Consider the following 18,469-nt stretch of genomic DNA (forward strand, 5'->3'; position numbering starts at 1 on the left):
TTTGCGAAAGAAAAATTCACTTGGTAAAGTTTACCTCACCTTTGTCCTCATCCTTTTATATGCACCTATTTTTTACCTTATTTTTTACTCATTCAACTCCGGAAGTGATATGAGCAAATTTACAGGTTTCACATTAGATAATTTCAAAACATTGTTTTCTGACAGTCGTCTAATTCTGATTGTTGTTCAAACTTTCTTTCTCGCCTTTTTAAGCTCACTGATTGCTACAGTTATTGGAACAATTGGTGCTTTGAACCTTGTTAAATTCAAGAGAAGACGTCGTGAAACTTTACTGGGCTTAAATAATGTCTTAATGGTTTCCCCAGACGTTGTCATCGGTGCTTCCTTCCTGATTTTATTTACAATTGTTGGAATGAAACTTGGTTTTATGTCTGTTTTACTCAGTCATATTGCCTTTTCTATCCCTATTGTGGTTCTGATGGTAATGCCGCTTTATCAAGAAATGGATAGTTCACTCATTGATGCCGCAAATGATTTAGGGGCAAATTCAAGCCAAATAATGCGTGAAATTACCCTGCCCTATTTAACACCAGGAATTATTGCTGGTTTCTTTATGGCATTTACTTATTCTTTAGATGATTTTGCTGTCACTTTCTTTGTCACAGGAAATGATTTCACAACCCTATCAGTTGAAATCTATTCCAGAGCTCGCGCCGGAATTTCTTTAGAAATTAATGCCCTTTCTACTCTTGTATTTCTCTTTTCAATTCTATTAGTTATAGGCTATTATTATATTATGAGAGATTCAGAAACTGTTGGAAAATCTTCAAATCTGACTTAAAACTATTTTACTGATACTTTGTAGCTCAAAGTATAGAAAGGAGAAACTTGAAAAAATTATTATACTTCTTTGTAGGAATTTTGATTATTACTGCCTCGTTAGGACTGATTACTAATAGAATGAAAGCTGCTGATGGAGTCAAAACTCAAAATAATAGCCTGACCATTTTTAACTGGGGAGAGTATATCGACCCAGACTTGATTAGTAAATTTCAAAAAGAAACAGGATATAAAGTAAACTATATGACCTTTGATTCCAATGAAGCCATGTATTCAAAAGTCAAACAAGGAGGAACAGCTTATGACCTGATTGTTCCTTCCGATTACATGATTGAAAAAATGGCCAAAGAAAATTTGCTCATTAAGCTAGACCATAGTAAGATTAAAGGTTTAAAAGATGATGACCCTAAACTCCTAAATCCGGCTTTTGACCAAGGAAATCAATATTCTGTTCCATACTTTTGGGGAACATTAGGGATTGTTTATAATTCAAAAACAGTAACAAGGCCACCAAAAACGTGGAATGATATCTGGTCACCAACTTACAAAAACTCAATTTTACTGACAGACAGTGTGCGTGACGTTATGGCAATGGTCCTTAGTAAACATGGATATTCATTAAATACAACCAACCAAAAAGAGCTAGATATAGCCTATCAAGATCTTCTAAAACTTACGCCAAATGTAAAAGCAATTCTGGGTGATGAAATCATGAATTACATGATTAATAATGAAACACCTTTGGCCGTTGTTTATAGCGGACAAGCAGCAGAGATGACCTCTGAAAATAAAAATTTGAAATACGTTATTCCTGAGCGAACAAATATTTGGTATGACAATTTAGCCATTCCAAAAACAGCTAAAAACGTCAAAGCAGCTTACGCATTTATCAATTTCATGCAAGAACCCAAAAATGCAGCCCAAAATGCGCAGTGGATTGGTTATGCAACTCCAAATCTGAAAGCCAAAGCCCTTTTACCCAAAGAAATTCGAGATAATAAATCCTTTTATCCAGATGAAGTAACCATCAAAGATGATGAAGCCTACAAAAACCTCAATCCATACTGGACTGGAATTTATAATGATTTATATTTAGAATTTAAGATGAATAAATAAAAAGAGCATTCAACCCTAGCGGTTACGCTCTTTTTTCTTTGTTGTGGCAAATTTTATATCATTATTTATTTTACTAAAGATATTTTTAACTTTTATATTCTTAAATTTTTTAGCTCTTTAGAATATGGAAATACATATCGAGTATTATGGATATATTTGAATGTCCTATTTTTTTAGAAATAGTCATAATGTTAACTCTTTTATAAAGAAGTACAGAGGTATGTGTATGTCTTAATTCATGTGAAGTTATATGATGGTCAAGTCCAATTCGTTACAGAATTTCTTTAGTGCTTATTTGCTTCTAAAATTACAATTATTCCTCTGTGTTGATGCCAGCAAACTAAATTATTAGGGTTAGGATTTGTGAGTTCCAAATCTTGGAACAACTTTTCTTGGCGATGTTTATATCTCCAAAGAATAATTTTTTTAAAATTTTCATCTAATCAAAAAATGCTTCTGAACTGATTTCTATCAGAAATACAAATATGCTAATTGAATTGGAGTGAAAAAAGACAGGAGAGTAGAACGTGGACAATATCTACTTAATTTACAACAAATACATGGGAAAAATAGAAGAGCGCGTGTTTACTCTTAAAGAAGCTTTTGATATAGCACAGGGGGAATTTAAAGTTTGGGAGGTTTGTTGATATGAATAACATTGGAGAACTTTTGCAAATAAAGCAGGTCATGATTGTTAATATTTCTGATAAGATTCTTATTATCCGTACCGATTTTGAAGAATAGAAGAGTTAAAAAATCTAAAATTGGGAACTGGTGGAACACTCTTGCCGAATTCTATGAACAAGCACAGGTATCGCCTAAAGCAATGGCAGATATATTAAATTTGAATAAAAATAACCCTGACTTCGGCCAGTTTTTTACAATTTTGTAAGTGTTACACTTACAAAATGTTATACTTTAAGTATCAAAACATTTTGAGGAATAAAATAATGAAAAAAATATTTTTTGGTTTAGCTACTGTATTATTAGTAATCCTTATCGGCTCTGGTTATACTTGGTATAAGGTAAATTATGGCGGTACAGCCTACTATGTTCAGATTAATAAAAATGGTAAAGAAGAGGAAAAAATTACGTCCGAATCAAGTGCAAAATATAAACAATATGCTTATGATATAGATTCTTATCAAAAAGATGGAAAAGTAAAAAGAGTCGATTTCAATACGGATCATAATCTTCGAAAAGAAGCATATTTGAAATTAAAGGTTAATCCTACTAAGGGAGTAATTTCTTGGGAAGAGGTTAAAAAAAGTGAAGTACCAAAAGCAGCATTGGAAAAATTAAAAGAATAGATTGTAAACTAATATCCTGACTTTAGTCAAGGGGTTTTTTTGATATAATAATATCAAAGAAAGTGAGGAATTATGATTCAATCAATAGTGCATATTGCGTTAGTTGTTAATGATTACGATGAGGCAATAGATTTTTATACTAAAAAGCTTCATTTTGAATTAGTAGAAGATACATATCAACCTGAGCAAAAAAAAGATGGGTGGTAGTATCTCCTCCTAGTTCCAATGGTACAACTATTCTTTTGGCAAAGGCTACAAAGAAAGTCCAAGAATCATTCATAGGAAATCAAGCAGGAGGGCGAGTATTTCTTTTTTTGGGAACTGACAATTTCGATAGAGATTACTCAGAGATGGTAAATAAAGGTGTTGAATTTGTTAGACCTCCAAAAGTCCAAGAATATGGAAAAGTTGCAGTCTTCAAAGATTTATATGGTAACTTATGGGATTTAATTGAATTTGTTCCAGGTCACCCGATGTTTACCCGTGTTAAATAATTTATCCCGCTTCAGCGGGTGTTTTTCTTTAAAAAAACCTAATAGCAGCAGACTAGTAGGATAGTTTTAATAATGAAGGAGGTGGGGATTGAACCCACTAAATAATTATATTCTCCCAACCATTTCGGGTTTCCTTCTTAATTGATAGCTTAAGAATACCAACAAAAGATAACGTTGTCAAAAGAAATGCTTTATAGAATTGTTATTTATAATACCAGAGTATATCATTTTGTAAACGTCAACATATAAGTTATAATAGCAATAGATTGTTTCGAAAGTACTCTAACCGTCATTAGAGTACTTTCTTATTTTGGTTTTAATATGTTATACTGTTATCATTATATTATAATCGGAGAGGGACAAAAATGAATTTAGGTTATTTATTTTTAGCGATTGCTATTGTTTCAGAGGTTACTGGTTCAAGTTTAATTAAGTATACAGAAGGTTTTACAAAACCTCTTCCATCAATATTTTGCATGGCTTTATTTGGGCTTGCAATATTTATGCTTTCAAAAACAGTTAATTATATTCCTTTGTATATTGCCTATGCTCTTTGGGGGGCTCTTGGAATCATATTGGTTACGCTGATTTCAATATTTGTGATGAAAGAATCAGTCAATATAGCAACAATTTTAGGGTTGTTTTTTATTGTAATAGGAGTAGTATTAGTAAATATATACGGTTCATCACATTAAACTTATATAATTGTCCTAAAAAGAATTTAGTTCTTAAGAGCTAGGCTGAGATTATCATTCATTTAAGAAACAAGTTATATAATAAGTTCATTCCAAAAAATAACTTTTTCATAAATACTCCTAAGCGCCTATGAATTTAGGTGCTTTTTTATTCAAAGAATCCCTTGTAATAATAGTAAAAATTGGTATACTTACTCTGGTGAGTTTGATTGAGCTCTTTTCTTTCTAACATGAGTCACCCTCCCACATTTGGGTTAGCTTTTTTAAATAATATGTAACTATAAACAAAAATCAATTTGATAATAAGATTAAGGAGCATCTAACGAATAATAATAAAGAGAAAAGGGCGATCATAGGAATACTGTTTTTCGAGTTTATAGTAAGTATTTTAGTGATATATCTAGTGATAGCTTTACTAATGTGAGAAATAACTTGGTGTTCGGATAAGATAACACATCTTTAAAATAATTTATGAATCCAAATGTTAAATTGTTTTTAACTGATATTAGTGTTATAGTTAAAAAGCGGGATGGAGCAGTTAGGTAGCTCGTCGGGCTCATAACCCGAAGGTCATAGGTTCAAATCCTATTCCCGCAATATTTTAAGGGCTTTAGGGAGCCCTTATTTTTCTTATAAAAACCCACCCTTAAGTAAAAATTTTTTCGTGAAATAGGCAACACCTAGAATGGAAGTGAAAAATGAAAACAGGAGATAAAATTACATTATCAAATGGGGAACATGCAACGGTCGTTTCTGGATATATTAATCTCTATAATAATGCACTAATTGTTGAATTAGAAAACCATGATGTCAGGGTTGTTGATAGAGAAACCCTGACACTTGCTAAAGCAAATCCGCATGAAAATCTGGGGAGTCACAAGAAGATCAATAAGTATTAAATAGACCAATTTGCCTTTAGTAATAATAGGTGTTATTACTATGAGGTAGGTTTTGTCTCGAGTTTAAATGTTTTAGGAATGCACTTTTTCGCAAAATGAGATTTACAATTTTGTCGAAAGGAAATAAATATTATGGCAAATGGAACAGTAAAATGGTTTAACGCAGATAAAGGATTTGGCTTTATCACTTCAGAAGAAGGCAAAGATTTGTTCGCTCACTTCTCAGCAATCCAATCTGATGGATTCAAAACACTTGATGAAGGTCAAAAAGTTGAATTTGATGTTGAAGAAGGTCAACGTGGACCACAAGCAGTTAATATCACAAAAGCATAATTGCATCTGAAAATCGTGCAAAAACTGGAGTCATTACTTCAGTTTTTTATATTCGGTTGAAATTATGAGAGAGTATGATATATTAGAACTCTTAAACATGGTGTCAGCAATCTGCTGGCATTTTATTTATTCCAAAAATTTGCCAAATAATTTATAATTCTATATTTTGTTATGATTTTCAATAATAACAAGACGAGAATAGCAAGCTTTATTTGGAGAAAGATGTTTATCCAATAATGTAATAGTTAAAAAAATAAAAATAACTTTCAGAGTTAGTTTATTATAGTGGTATAGATAATACAAATGCATTAATAACTAATGAATCAATAATACTTACAAAAAAACTTTGAACTTTGCTTATATAAAATACATAAAGTATCCAATAAATTTTGATATAATTAGATAAATAATATTATTTTATGGAGATTATGGAGAAATATTTTATGTCACTTGCGACAATCTATAGTTTGATGGGAACACTAATAACGATTAACACATTGCTTGCCCTTGTGACAATTTTTCGGAAACCTAGGTCTATTGCTAGTATTTTTGCGTGGTCTATGTTCTTGTTCTTTTTACCAGGCGTTGGTTTCCTTGGCTATCTTTTTTTAGGAAGAGGGCTTGATCGAACAACAACAAATCGTTTTGAAGAAGAAAATAAATATAATCTATCTATTCTTGCCCAAAGGGTGCGTGAAAATAATGAAAAATTTGAGCCAAAAGAAATGGCACCCCATGAAAGATTACTGAAAAGGTATTTTAATAATATGGAACGTACACCACTTTGTCGTGGGAATAAAGTGAATTTTTATCTGAATGGAGAAGATAAATTTTCAGCCTTGTTTGACGACATAAAGAATGCTAAAGATAATATTCATGTAGAGTACTATGCATTCTTTAATGACAAAATTGGAACTGCTTTTCGAGATCATCTAATTGAAAAAGCTAAAGAAGGGGTGGAAGTTAGAGTAGTTTACGATCCATGGGGAGGAAAAACGAGAAAGGATTTCTTTAAACCTTTAGAAGAGGCAGGAGGTAAGGTCACAGCCTTTATCACATCGCGTAATACACTAACAAAAACCCGACTTAACTATCATTTACATCGTAAAATTGTAGTGATAGATGGTCAAATTGGTTGGACTGGCGGTTTTAATGTTGGTGATCAATATATTTATAACAGTAAAAAGTTTGGCTTCTGGCGCGATACACACGGTAGAATTGTTGGTACAGCAGCTTTTGGTCTTCAAGAAACATTTATTCGAGATTGGAATGTTTCAGTCAGAGATCCTAATGATAAGCTTGAAAGAGAAGATTCATATTTTGTGGTACCGGAAGAAGAAGGGAACATTGATATTCAGATTGTCGCTAACGGACCAGAGAGTGATAATAAAACCTTAAGAACAGGTTTTATTAAAATGATTATGGATGCGGAAGACTATATTTGGCTTCAATCGCCTTACTTGATACCTGATGACTCTATGATAACAGCGCTTGTAGCAGCGGCGAATTCTGGTGTTGATGTAAGAATTATGATTCCCAATATGCCAGATCATCCGTTTATTTTTAGAGCAACACAATATTACGCAAATTATCTACATAAACACGGTGTGAAAATATACAATTATACAAATGGCTTCATACACTCTAAAACTCTTGTAATGGATGGAAAATTAGGAGTATTTGGTACAACTAATCAAGATATTCGCAGTTATGAATTAAATTTCGAGATAAGTGCTTTTTGTTATGATGAAACTGTAGCAAAAGAGATGAGCAGGACCTTTGAGGGAGACTTAAGAAATTCAAAGCTACTTACTGATGAAGAAATTGCCCAACAATCTATCTGGCTTAAAATCAAGCAAAACTTTTCGAGATTGCTTAGTCCGATATTATAAATGGTCCTATAGGTCTTAATAAGGATGAATTGACTCCTTTAAAATACATTGATATTGAAAAATAAAAATCACTTGAAAATTTTAGTGGTTTTTATTTTGGAGTAATTCTTCCTACAACTGAGAGTCAATTATTCAAGAGTAGAGTAATAGATGCTACAAATCTTTCATACTTATTAGTTTCTTGATTTTCTACTCTAAATAAAAAATCATAAATACTCATTTGTTATTTATACCGAGTAAATGCGTAATGATGATGAGATAAGCAAAGCAAATAAATCTACGCAAATGATTCAACAGAAATTAATGCTGTTGAGTAGAATCCGTAAATAAGAAAAGAGAGTGATTCTTGCTCCTTTTCTTTTTATTTATTAGTTTAACAGTTAGTGTTATCCATTTTGGGGCTTTTCAAAATAATAAAAATAGTGTACAATATGAAGTACATGACATATTGTAATACAATTATAAAGAATATAAATATATGTATGGTAGTATTGTATTCTTAGCGTTTACAATATGAGTTGTTAATAGGGTAAGTATTAATTTATTATTATAAATAGAAAAAGACTCCGAAAAATTAATGTTTTTCGGAGTCTTTTGTATATTATTTTCATGGAAAGCAGTTCCATTGTATCGCTTATGTTATCAAATAATGACTTATCCTTTCTTAAATATATTATTTTGAAGCTCCAATTATTTGAGTTTTAGCCAAAACTGGGCATTTATAAGTATTTTCATATCAATAATATCACAGAGCTTTCGAGAAAACATTAATTTTTCGTAAATTTGAAAAAAGAATTATTGAAAGGATTTGAAATGGATAGAAAAAATTTTTATGAGAGATTAAAAGAACTTGCAGAAGCTTCGAATAAATCATTTAATCAGGTTGAGAAAGAATTAGGATACTCTAGAAATGCATTAAGTAATTACAAAAATAAAACGATGCCTTCAGCAATTCGACTATTAGAATTAGCTGAGTACTTTGATGTTACTCCCCAATATTTGATGGGGTATGATGATATTCATTTTAAAGAAAAAAGTAAAGATAGTCTTGCTGAGTTTATTTTCAAAAATTTAAGTAAAAACCAAAAACTCGAAATGTATAGATTATCACAAGAATGGCTGTTAGATGAAAAGAAAGCAAACTCAGTTAAAAAAATATATATTAAAAACTAGAATAAATCAAATAATAGGAGATGAACTAATGAAAAAAAAGACCTGTAGAATTTTATTAAGTACAATATTACTTGGGACACTTTCACCGACAATACGAGTAATTTCAGAAACAAGTTCTGTAAACACAAAAGAATCTTCAACCGTGGACTCTTCAGAGAGCGCTAAAAAGCTACTATCTCAATCTAGTTTTCTTTCAACAATTTCAAATACTATAATCAGTAATTCTACTAATAGTAAAAATCAAGTGTTACATAAGAGTCAAGGAGAAATACCGAAAGAACTTTTAACTACCACTGTTCAAGAACAAAAAGCTACAAATGCTCTGGTTGAAGAAAGTACCTTATCCGCCGCCGATATAGCTTCAGGAACATTTGGTACCTCAGATTGGCGAATAGATTCAAATGGTGCATTGTATATTGGAGCCGGTGAATTTTCTGATACGCCTCTTAATCAGGGTGGAAATACTAGTAGCAGCCCTTGGGTTCAATGGCGTTCTCAGATTACAAGTATACATTTTGAAGCACCAGTTGTAGCAAGTGATAGTTTGAATAATTTATTTGATAATCTAAGTAATGTAACTAATATTGAGGGAATCGAACAACTTAATACTTCAAAAACCACAAAAATGCAACGGGTATTTGGGGGATGTTCTAGTTTAACAAGTCTTGATTTGACTGCGTGGGATGTCTCACATGTAGTAGACATTTTTTCACTATTCAATGGAGCAACAAATATGCAATCATTGAATGTATCAAATTGGGATACTTCAAGCATGACTAAGATTACTTATGCGTTTTCAACCATGTCTAAATTGAAAAAATTAGATTTATCCCGTTGGAAAGTAACACCACTTAACGCTGCTCAAGGGGTGTTCATGGGAGATTCTTCTTTAGAGGGGCTTGATCTTAGTGGGTTTGATATGACTAAATTGGAGCCATCATTTATTACTGGCTATGAAATGTCAAGATTCTTTCAAAACACAAATTCCCTAAAGTCATTGAAGTTAAGTGATAAGTTTAGATTTTGGATTACAGATAATGTGAATGTAGAACTTCCAGAAATTTCACCAAATAATGAATACTCTGGGAAATGGCAAAATATAGGTTCAGGTACTAATGAAAATCCAAATGGAAAAGATATTTGGACAAGTAAAGAACTAACACAAAAATTTAATTCCTATCCTAAAAATGACACTTATGTATGGCAGCCAATATCGAATAAAGCAGCTGATTTGACTGTTAAATATTTAGATACTAATGGTAATAAGATTTCTGAAGATGTAGTAAAATCGGGAGATATTGGAGATTCTTATATTACAGAACAAAAAGCAATTAAAGGTTACATCTTCGAAGAAGTTCAAGGAAACACCACGGGGACATTAACGGATCAAGCCCAAACAGTTACTTACATCTATAAAGTTGACCAGACAAGATTGAATGTAAAAGATTCAACTGTTTATACAGGAGATAAGTGGAATGCTCAAGATAATTTTGTTTCTGCTACCGATGTTGATGGAAAAAATATAGACTTTAGCCAAATTAAAGTAGATACTTCTAATGTTGATACAGATAAAGAAGGGACTTATGAGGCTATTTATTCTTATGGTGGATTAATTCGTACAGCAAAAATTACAGTCAAACTAAATCAAACAAATGTAGAATCAGCGATTATCAATCCAATAACATCACGAGATGTTGTGATTACTGGAACTTTACCGGCATACGGTGAAACAAATACAGGCCAAAAAATAGAATTGAATTATTCTAGTGCAGCAATGTTTTCTCTTAATAATAAAATTTATAATCAAAATACTGTAAATGGAAATCAAATGTTCAATTATTCAATAACACGATTAAATAAGGACTACTATTCCTTTTCTTTTACACTACCTAATGGAGAAGTTTTTGCTTCTGGTGATAAGTTAGATTGGTTTATTATTCCGGCCACGTTACCTATCGGCTCACCTCAGTTATCACAGAAACTTTCATCAGAAATTGTAGTTGGAGAATTAAAGGCAGCTGTGAATGTTCATGATTCAAGTATTTATGTTGGGGATACTTGGAAAGCGGAAGATAACTTTGAATCAGCGCTTGATAAAGACGGAAATAAAGTCGACTTCAACCAACTCACAGTAGATGATTCTAAAGTTGATACAAGTAAAGCCGGTGTTTATGAAGTGACCTATACTTATGATGGTATCTCGAACGTAGCTAAGGTAACTGTTAAAGATAAAAAAATAAATGTATTTCCATCCGAAGGAAATAGGAATAAAGAGTCAGCTTCTGAAAAAAATAACAAAAAAACGGATAATAAGAAGTCTAAAACCGACAATTCTATATCAGAAAATAAATTACCAAAAACTGGAGAGTCAGAGTTATTCGTCATTACTACAATGATAGCTGGTTTAGTGATTCTTTCGATTTCAATTTTGTTGGGTAGAAAACAATTGAAAAAATAAAAAAGAACTATTTAATTAGTTCTTTTTTGATTTTGAAATACTAGGATAAAAAATAATTTTAAAAAAACATCTGCTACAATAGAGAGAACAAAAGAAAACGTCTTTTAGTGTATATTTTTTTAGGCGCTGCAAAGAGGTGCCTTTTTTACTTGTTCAATATTGAACAAATAAAAATCTTTTATAATCAATAGATAATTTAAAAGCTAAAAAGTTATTAGAATTATTAGCCTTCTAATAACTTTTTTGATAAAATAATTTTTCAAATACTTTCAAAAATGTAAGAAAAAAAGGTAAAATTTTAGATATAATAATAATTAAAGAAATTAGTTTAGGAGGAAAAGCAGATATTGAATAAAGTAAACATGACCGAAGGACTGTCAAATGCAGAAGTCGAAGAACAAAAAAGACTTGGAAATTTGAATATCATGACGGTTAAAGTTGGGAATTCAAATAAAGATATTATCATTAAAAATTCAATGACCTTATTTAATTTACTCAATCTAGTACTTGCGGTTGTGTTATTTATCATTGGTTCTTATAAAAATATGCTGTTTATTTTCTCAATTATTTCTAATACCTCAATTGGTATCTATCAAGAAATTAAAGCCAAAAGAATTATTGAAAAACTTTCTTTTCTAAAACAAGATAAAGTAGAAGTGATAAGAGCAGGTGAACAAGTAAGTATTGAAAAAGAAGAACTTGTTTTAAATGATATTATTTGTCTGAAAAAAGGGGTTCAGGTTCCAGTGGATGCGATATGCTTGGAAGAAGGACTAGATGTTGATGAATCCATGATTACCGGAGAATCTGATTTTATTGAAAAACATGTTGGTGATTTCATCTATTCAGGTAGTCTTGTCATGCAAGGTGCTTCAAAAGCACAAGTTCAGGCAGTCGGGAATCATACATTTATCAGTAAGCTCACAAAAGAAGCTTCAGTTTTAAAAAAATCAAAATCAAAAATTCAACAACAAATTGATAAAATTTTAAAAATTATAGCAATAGGTATTATTCCTATTTCAATTCTTGTTTTGCTGAACCAGTTCGTCTTTTCGTCATTAAACTTGTCAGTGATTCCTCAAAGAAAGATGGCGATTGTTGGAACAGCAACAACGATTACAAGTTTAATTCCTGAAGGATTAGTCTTGCTTACATCAGTTGCTTTGGCCTTAGGTGTCATTAAACTTTCACAAATGGATGTTTTGACTCAAGAATTATCAGCAATTGAAACATTGGCTAGGGTTGACGTTTTATGTTTAGATAAAACGGGAACAATTACCGAAGGACAAATGAATGTTGAAAATGTTCTATACTATAATGATAAAGCTGAAACAAATGATATCATTTCATATATTATCTCCTTAGATAAAGAACAAAATTCCTCAATAGAGGCTTTGACAAAATATTTTACTAGTGGTCAACAAAATACCTTTGAATTAGTTTCATATCAACCTTTTAGTTCAGAAACTAAATATCAATCTGTAGAAATTAAAAATAAAGGAAATTATATTTTAGGAGCTTTTGATTTAGTAGCAAAAGATGTCACTCCTAAACAGCAAGCTGATATTGAAGAAGCCTTGGAAAAAGGTTATAGAATTCTCGCTCTCTCTCATAATGTTTTGGGAGAAAAAAGCCAACTTCTTTGTCTTATTTTCTTAAAAGATAGACCTAAAAAAGAAGCTAAAAAAATATTAGAATACTTTGAAAAACAAGGGACTCAGATTAAAATTATTTCGGGTGACCATCCAAAAACGGTCTCACTTATTGCAAAAGAGGTCGGTTTAGAAGCGGATTATATTGGTCTATCAGAACTTCCTGAAAGTGAAAAAGAACTACAGGAAGTGGTAGAAGAAAAGACAATATTCGGTCGTATAACTCCAGAAAGAAAACGTGATATCATTGCTGCCTTACAAGCAAATGGTCATACTGTGGGAATGATTGGAGATGGAATTAATGATATTCTTGCCCTTAAGAAATCAGATTGTCCAATCGCCTTAGGAAGCGGTAATGAAGCTACAAAGTCAGTTGCTCAATTTATTCTATTGAAAAATGATTTCTCTGTTCTTCCAAATATTCTCAAAGAGGGAAGAAAGGTAATTAATAATATTACACGTGTCGCTAGTATGAATCTTCTAAGAGTGATATACATCTTTACCTTAACAGTTCTATTGTTAATTACTCGTCATCTCTTCCCATTAGAATCAATAAATTTAATGATGATGGGTATCTTTACCGTCGGAATTCCTAGTGCTCTACTTGTGCTAGAAAAAGATGAAAAAAGAAATGAAGATGATATTCTCCAAAAAATTAGAGACAACGCTCTACCTACGGGAATCATTATTGGGATTGCTATATTTGTAATGTTCAGCTTGGCCTATAAATTCCCAATCTATACGACATTTACTGATGGACACTTTGTGACTCATTATAAGGAGTTTATCAGTGATGTAACTTTGGTTATTGGTAGTGTTCAACTCTTTTCACTCTATCTCTTATGCCGTCCGTTAAGCCGCTTTAGAGCTATTGTTATTGTCGGAATGACAGCACTCTTTTATGGAACTTACTTTATTTCACCAGTAACTAAATTTTTAGGAATTGCACCTTTCAAAAGTTTCAGATTTGTTATACCAACAATTATCTGTATCTTAATGATTCTTATGGTTAGAGCTTTATTCTCTAAAAATATAAAGAGAAAAACAAAGAAAATTGCGATACTTCTTGTAGGTTTAGCCTTAATCAGTGGATTTTCATTTACCAAATTAAGACAGTATAATGCAAAAGCAGCGATTGAAAGACCTCAATATAAGAAGATATTAGTCGATAATTGGGAAAGATCTCAGGTTAATAAAGAAAATGTAAACGAGAGATAAGCATAAAAAAAAAGACACTATCCTTTTTGGAGATGTCTTTTTTTTATTCCGATGAATGGGCTACTATTTTTCACCAATTGCTTTTATAAATCGTGTGGCAATCTCAAAAGGTCTGGTTATTGCTCCCCCGATAACCATGGCATCAACACCAATATCATAAACGCGTTTGGCTTGTTCTGGACTATGAATTCTTCCCTCTGCAATGACTGGAATCTTCTCCTCAACTAGTTTTTCAAGTAAGGCAAAATCAGGTTCATCTTGTTTTGGACTCTCATCTGTGTAACCACTAAGCGTTGTACCAACAAAATCTACCCCAGCTTCATATGCATTTTTACATTCTTCAAAGGTTGAACAATCTGCCATCAAAAGTTGGTTTGGATATTTTTCTTTGATTGATTTGATAAATTCATTAATAGTTAGGCCATCATAACGTTCTCTAAAGGTACAATCCAAGGCGATGACTTCACAAGAAGTGGCTACTAACTCATCTATTTCTTTCATGGTAGCAGTAATAAAAGGTTTTTGTGGTGGATAATCTCTTTTAATAATACCAATTATTGGTAAATCAACTATTTCCTGAATTTCTTTAATATCTCTTACAGAATTTGCCCTAATTCCAACGGCTCCCGCTTGCGCAGCTGCTTTAGCCATCAAAGGCATGATACCACCTTCTTCAGAATATAAAGCTTCACCAGGTAAAGCCTGACAGGATACAATAATACCATTTTTTACTTTGTCTAAAAATACTTCTTTATTCATTCTATGATTTGCCTCCAATAAAAATTAAAGTGGAGATATTCTCCAACAACGAATATAGCATGCGCTTACATTTTTGTCAAATGACATAAATTTTTAATTGCTTTTTTAAAAATATAGTAAGAAAATGATAAATATTTAAGTTTTTCGGAATCTTATGCTATGATATTTATTGAATAAAAATGAAAAAGGAGTATTTTCTCAATGGCAAAATCAAAAAAGGAAATTGAAAAAATTGTTTTAGAACAGACTAATTTTGTTCCATACAATGAAAAAGGACAAGAAATTTATATTACTTTGAAAGCCAAAAAAAATGGTAAAAAAAATTTAAAGCACAATGAAAAATTTGCTAAAAGTGCAGAATTTGATAAATTAGTAAAACTTTTTGGAGAAAATAAAGTGAAACTCATTCATGCAAGTGCTCAACGTAGAATAGAGATTTTGCGTTAATGTAAATTCATAATAAAGACTACACTTTCTTTATTAGATAAATTAGAACTACTTACCTTGTGAGTGGCTTTTTTATTGTCGAAAAATATTTGACTACACTTTTAACTATATTTTAGGTGAAAGAATCCGGGAATTATGGAGTATATTTTTTCAAAAATTTAAATACTCTTCATTTATAGAACCCAAATGATAATATGTGTTATAATATGGACATGACAAATTTCAAGAAAAACGATATATTTGAAGCAGAAGTACTTGACTTAACACATGAAGGACAAGGGGTTGTTAAAATCGACTCTTTCCCTTTCTTTGTGGATAATGCTTTACCTGGGGAACGTATCAAAATGCATGTGCTTAAGGTTGGGAAATCTTTTGGATTTGGGCGTGTGGATGAATTTATAAGTCAGAGTAAACATCGTGTTACTCAGCTTAACCTTGATTATTTGCGCACCGGAATCGCAGATTTTGGTCATCTATCTTATGATGAACAAGTGAAATTTAAACATAAGCAAGTAGTAGATATTTTGAGAAAAACAGCTGGTAAATCTGATTATCCAGTTTTACCAGTAGTTGAAGCAATTAAAACAATTAATTATCGAAATAAAGCACAAATTCCTGTCCAAATGGTTGACGGGCTTTTAACTACAGGATTTTATCGAAAGAATTCTCATACTTTGATTCCTGTGGAAGATTTTTATATTCAACATCCTGAGATTGATGCTGTGGTTCTTTTTTTGCGCGATGAGTTTCGAAAGATTAATTTACAAGCTTATGATGAGAAAACAAGAAAAGGTTGGTTGCGAAATATTGTTGTCCGTCGAGCATTTCACACGGGTGAAATGATGATTACTTTAGTCGTTACAAGTAAAAAACTTCCAGAAAAGGTTGAACTTGTGATTGATCATTTGGTTGAACGTTTTACAAATATAAAATCTGTTCAATTAAATATTAATTCTGGAACAGGTTCATTTATTTTAGGAAAAGAATTTATTTTATTATACGGCAAAGATTTCATCACAGATTTGATGCTAGATAAAACTTATCAAATTTCGGCTCCTGCCTTTTATCAAGTTAACACACCTCAAGCTGAAAAGCTTTATGAAACTGCCTATGACTTTGCGGGTCTAAAACCAGGTGATGTTGTTATTGATGCATACTCTGGAATTGGAACAATTGGAATTAGTATGGCTGATAGAGTTGCAAAAGTCTATGGTATGGAAGTTGTTCCAGCAGCCGTTGAAAATGCTAAACGTAATGCTCAATTAAATGAACTTGAAAATACACATTATGAGGTTGGAACTGCTGAAAAAATCATGCCTAAATGGCTTTCAGAAGGAATAAAACCCGATGTCATTTTTGTTGATCCACCAAGAAAAGGGTTGGATGAAGGCTTTATTAAAGCAGCAGCAATGATGAATCCTCGACGTATTGTTTATATTTCTTGTAATCCAGCAACTTTTGCTCGTGATGTTGTTCGCTTTGAAGCTGAGGGTTATTTGTTGGATAAAGTTCAACCAGTTGACTTATTCCCACAAACGCATCATATTGAATTAGTTGCTAGTTTTAATAAAAAATAAAAGAGGATAATAAATCCTATTCATAGAAAGAAAATCATGATTCGCATAACACAAATCAAAATTTCAATTGATGAACCTGTCAGTAAGGTTAAAAGTCTTGTTTTGAAAAAACTAAGACTACAAGAATCTGACTTACTGGATTATCGAATTTACAAAGAATCAATTGATGCAAGACATAGAGGCGAAATTGATTTTATCTATACTGTTGATATTAAACTTAAAGATGAAGCAAGAATTCTGTCTAAAAAAATAAAAAATGTTTCTTTGGCACCTGAATTAGATTATGTCAATCCAGTTATAGGAAATAAAAAAATGCTTCATCGGCCTGTAGTCATTGGATTTGGTCCCGCAGGAATGTTTGCGGCTTTATTATTGGCTCAAAATGGTTATCGGCCAATTGTTCTTGAAAGAGGTCAAGCTGTTGATGAGCGTGTAAAATCAATTGATAAGTTTTGGTTTGAAGGAAAACTTAATCCAAAATCGAATGTTCAATTTGGTGAAGGTGGAGCAGGAACTTTTTCTGACGGTAAATTAACGAGTCGTGTTCGTGATTTGCGTGGTCGTAAGGTTTTGGAGGAATTTGTACAAGCTGGTGCCCCAGAAGATATTCTTTATAAGGCACATCCTCATGTCGGAACCGACTTACTTCGTGATATTGTTAAAAATATCCGAAAACAAATTATTGAGTTGGGCGGAGAAGTTCATTTTGATGCTCAAGTTGAAGAATTTTTAATTGAAGATGAACAATTACAGGCTGTAAAACTTGCTGACGGAAATATTATTAAAACAAATCAGGCTATTTTAGCCATTGGTCATTCGGCACGTGATACTTTCTCAGAACTTTATGATAAAGGGGTAACGATTACAGCTAAACCCTTTGCTGTTGGAGTCAGAATTGAACATCCCCAATCTTTAATCAATAAAGCACAATATAAAGAATTTGCTGACCATCCGCGTCTTGGAGCAGCAGAATATCGCTTAACTTATAAGGCATCATCAGGGCGTGGCGTTTATACTTTCTGTATGTGTCCAGGAGGACTGGTTGTTCCAGCTGCATCAGAAGAAGGTGGCCTTGTGACTAATGGGATGTCTGAACATGCTAGAGACCAAAAAAATGCAAATTCTGGACTTTTAGTCCAAGTTTTTCCAGAAGATTTCCCAACTGACCATCCACTTGCTGGAGTAGAGTTCCAAAAGGAATTAGAACATAAAGCCTTTGAATTAGGCGGTTCTAATTATCAAGCACCAGCTCAACTTGTTGGAGACTTTCTTGATGGAAAAGCCTCTAAAGCAATGGGAACAGTTGAACCTAGTTATGCTTTAGGAGTGAAACCAACTAATCTTGAATCGCTATTCCCAGACTATGTTACACAATCTATGCGTGAAGCGATTGTTGGATTAGATAAAAAAATGCATGGCTTTGCACTCTCTGATGCTGTAATGACAGGGGTTGAATCTCGTTCATCTTCACCGGTCAGAATTAATCGTGATGAAGAAAATTATCAATCTGTTTCGACAAAAGGAATCTATCCTTCAGGTGAAGGGGCTGGTTTTGCTGGCGGAATTGTCTCAGCCGGTATTGACGGTTTAAAATGTGCTGAGAGCATGATTGCAGAATTCGCTAAACCTTTGATGGAGGACTAAA

The 18,469-nt window shown here is 32.2% G+C and carries 15 protein-coding genes, 1 tRNA gene and 1 pseudogene; 15 read left to right on the forward strand and 2 right to left on the reverse strand.

Going from position 1 to position 18,469, the window contains the following annotated elements:
• Position 1: 1 nt before the first annotated feature.
• Both IAE51_RS01030 and IAE51_RS01035 read left to right on the forward strand, forming a co-directional pair.
• Positions 2-802 (forward strand): ABC transporter permease, encoded by an 801-nt coding sequence (locus IAE51_RS01030; RefSeq protein ID WP_058202847.1) that lies wholly within the window; start codon positions 2-4, stop codon positions 800-802.
• 47 nt (positions 803-849) lie between these two features.
• Positions 850-1,917 (forward strand): ABC transporter substrate-binding protein, encoded by a 1,068-nt coding sequence (locus IAE51_RS01035; RefSeq protein ID WP_136122469.1) that lies wholly within the window; start codon positions 850-852, stop codon positions 1,915-1,917.
• A 109-nt stretch (positions 1,918-2,026) separates the two neighbouring features.
• Here the strand turns inward: IAE51_RS01035 and IAE51_RS12395 are convergent, their stop codons facing one another.
• Positions 2,027-2,185 carry a tyrosine-type recombinase/integrase gene (locus IAE51_RS12395; RefSeq protein WP_081041239.1) on the reverse strand — a complete coding sequence of 53 codons (159 nt, stop codon included), beginning with the start codon at positions 2,183-2,185 and terminating at the stop codon, positions 2,027-2,029.
• Positions 2,186-2,867: 682 nt separating this feature from the next.
• On the opposite strand from IAE51_RS12395, the gene IAE51_RS01045 reads away from it, so the two are divergent.
• From IAE51_RS01045 to IAE51_RS01100, 10 genes and pseudogenes are all read left to right on the forward strand, one after another.
• Entirely contained in the window at positions 2,868-3,227 is a 360-nt protein-coding gene (locus tag IAE51_RS01045) for a YxeA family protein (protein WP_103054727.1), read from the forward strand.
• A gap of 72 nt (positions 3,228-3,299) precedes the next feature.
• Positions 3,300-3,721 (forward strand): annotated as a pseudogene (locus tag IAE51_RS01050) (VOC family protein).
• Positions 3,722-4,086: 365 nt separating this feature from the next.
• Complete coding sequence (locus IAE51_RS01055; RefSeq protein ID WP_012897762.1) at positions 4,087-4,416, forward strand: multidrug efflux SMR transporter; 330 nt, start codon at positions 4,087-4,089, stop codon at positions 4,414-4,416.
• A 523-nt stretch (positions 4,417-4,939) separates the two neighbouring features.
• Positions 4,940-5,013, forward strand: a tRNA-Met gene (locus tag IAE51_RS01060).
• A 101-nt stretch (positions 5,014-5,114) separates the two neighbouring features.
• The gene (locus tag IAE51_RS01065; RefSeq protein ID WP_200094521.1) at positions 5,115-5,315 is read left to right on the forward strand and encodes a bacteriocin; all 201 of its coding nucleotides are present in this window, start codon (positions 5,115-5,117) and stop codon (positions 5,313-5,315) included.
• Positions 5,316-5,447: 132 nt separating this feature from the next.
• Complete coding sequence (locus tag IAE51_RS01070; RefSeq protein ID WP_011669084.1) at positions 5,448-5,648, forward strand: cold-shock protein; 201 nt, start codon at positions 5,448-5,450, stop codon at positions 5,646-5,648.
• A gap of 443 nt (positions 5,649-6,091) precedes the next feature.
• Entirely contained in the window at positions 6,092-7,540 is a 1,449-nt protein-coding gene (gene cls, locus IAE51_RS01075; protein WP_058203819.1) for a cardiolipin synthase, read from the forward strand.
• Positions 7,541-8,353: 813 nt separating this feature from the next.
• Positions 8,354-8,713: a helix-turn-helix domain-containing protein gene (locus tag IAE51_RS01080; RefSeq protein WP_200094523.1), complete on the forward strand. Its 360-nt coding sequence runs from the start codon at positions 8,354-8,356 to the stop codon at positions 8,711-8,713.
• Between the two features lie 28 nt (positions 8,714-8,741).
• Positions 8,742-11,171, forward strand: a complete 2,430-nt coding sequence (locus IAE51_RS12125; RefSeq protein ID WP_233611006.1) for a bacterial Ig-like domain-containing protein — start codon at positions 8,742-8,744, stop codon at positions 11,169-11,171.
• 362 nt (positions 11,172-11,533) lie between these two features.
• On the forward strand, positions 11,534-14,041 hold the full coding sequence (locus IAE51_RS01100; protein ID WP_200094656.1) for an HAD-IC family P-type ATPase: 2,508 nt from the start codon (positions 11,534-11,536) through the stop codon (positions 14,039-14,041).
• Positions 14,042-14,104: 63 nt separating this feature from the next.
• On the opposite strand, the gene IAE51_RS01105 is transcribed toward IAE51_RS01100, so the two are convergent.
• Positions 14,105-14,800 (reverse strand): N-acetylmannosamine-6-phosphate 2-epimerase, encoded by a 696-nt coding sequence (locus IAE51_RS01105; RefSeq protein ID WP_103054731.1) that lies wholly within the window; start codon positions 14,798-14,800, stop codon positions 14,105-14,107.
• 201 nt (positions 14,801-15,001) lie between these two features.
• On the opposite strand from IAE51_RS01105, the gene IAE51_RS01110 reads away from it, so the two are divergent.
• From IAE51_RS01110 to IAE51_RS01120, 3 genes are all read left to right on the forward strand, one after another.
• Positions 15,002-15,247: a hypothetical protein gene (locus IAE51_RS01110; RefSeq protein WP_012897766.1), complete on the forward strand. Its 246-nt coding sequence runs from the start codon at positions 15,002-15,004 to the stop codon at positions 15,245-15,247.
• 206 nt (positions 15,248-15,453) lie between these two features.
• Positions 15,454-16,824 (forward strand): 23S rRNA (uracil(1939)-C(5))-methyltransferase RlmD, encoded by a 1,371-nt coding sequence (rlmD, locus tag IAE51_RS01115; RefSeq protein ID WP_165379844.1) that lies wholly within the window; start codon positions 15,454-15,456, stop codon positions 16,822-16,824.
• Positions 16,825-16,860: 36 nt separating this feature from the next.
• On the forward strand, positions 16,861-18,468 hold the full coding sequence (locus tag IAE51_RS01120; protein WP_200094525.1) for an NAD(P)/FAD-dependent oxidoreductase: 1,608 nt from the start codon (positions 16,861-16,863) through the stop codon (positions 18,466-18,468).
• The last annotated feature ends 1 nt before the right edge of the window (position 18,469 follow it).

This window comes from Lactococcus sp. S64 (genome assembly GCF_016516525.1).
GTDB lineage: Bacteria > Bacillota > Bacilli > Lactobacillales > Streptococcaceae > Lactococcus > Lactococcus lactis.

What these genes read in the sequence shown, in the direction of transcription:
- IAE51_RS01045 (WP_103054727.1), top strand. Translation starts at nt 2,868, where the DNA reads ATGAAAAAAATATTTTTTGGTTTAGCTACTGTATTATTAGTAATCCTT.
- IAE51_RS01120 (WP_200094525.1), top strand. Translation starts at nt 16,861, where the DNA reads ATGATTCGCATAACACAAATCAAAATTTCAATTGATGAACCTGTCAGT.
- IAE51_RS12125 (WP_233611006.1), top strand. Translation starts at nt 8,742, where the DNA reads ATGAAAAAAAAGACCTGTAGAATTTTATTAAGTACAATATTACTTGGG.
- IAE51_RS01055 (WP_012897762.1), top strand. Translation starts at nt 4,087, where the DNA reads ATGAATTTAGGTTATTTATTTTTAGCGATTGCTATTGTTTCAGAGGTT.
- IAE51_RS01100 (WP_200094656.1), top strand. Translation starts at nt 11,534, where the DNA reads ATGACCGAAGGACTGTCAAATGCAGAAGTCGAAGAACAAAAAAGACTT.
- IAE51_RS01080 (WP_200094523.1), top strand. Translation starts at nt 8,354, where the DNA reads ATGGATAGAAAAAATTTTTATGAGAGATTAAAAGAACTTGCAGAAGCT.
- IAE51_RS01065 (WP_200094521.1), top strand. Translation starts at nt 5,115, where the DNA reads ATGAAAACAGGAGATAAAATTACATTATCAAATGGGGAACATGCAACG.
- IAE51_RS01110 (WP_012897766.1), top strand. Translation starts at nt 15,002, where the DNA reads ATGGCAAAATCAAAAAAGGAAATTGAAAAAATTGTTTTAGAACAGACT.
- rlmD (WP_165379844.1), top strand. Translation starts at nt 15,454, where the DNA reads ATGGACATGACAAATTTCAAGAAAAACGATATATTTGAAGCAGAAGTA.
- cls (WP_058203819.1), top strand. Translation starts at nt 6,092, where the DNA reads ATGTCACTTGCGACAATCTATAGTTTGATGGGAACACTAATAACGATT.
- IAE51_RS01105 (WP_103054731.1), bottom strand. Translation starts at nt 14,800, where the DNA reads ATGAATAAAGAAGTATTTTTAGACAAAGTAAAAAATGGTATTATTGTA.
- IAE51_RS01070 (WP_011669084.1), top strand. Translation starts at nt 5,448, where the DNA reads ATGGCAAATGGAACAGTAAAATGGTTTAACGCAGATAAAGGATTTGGC.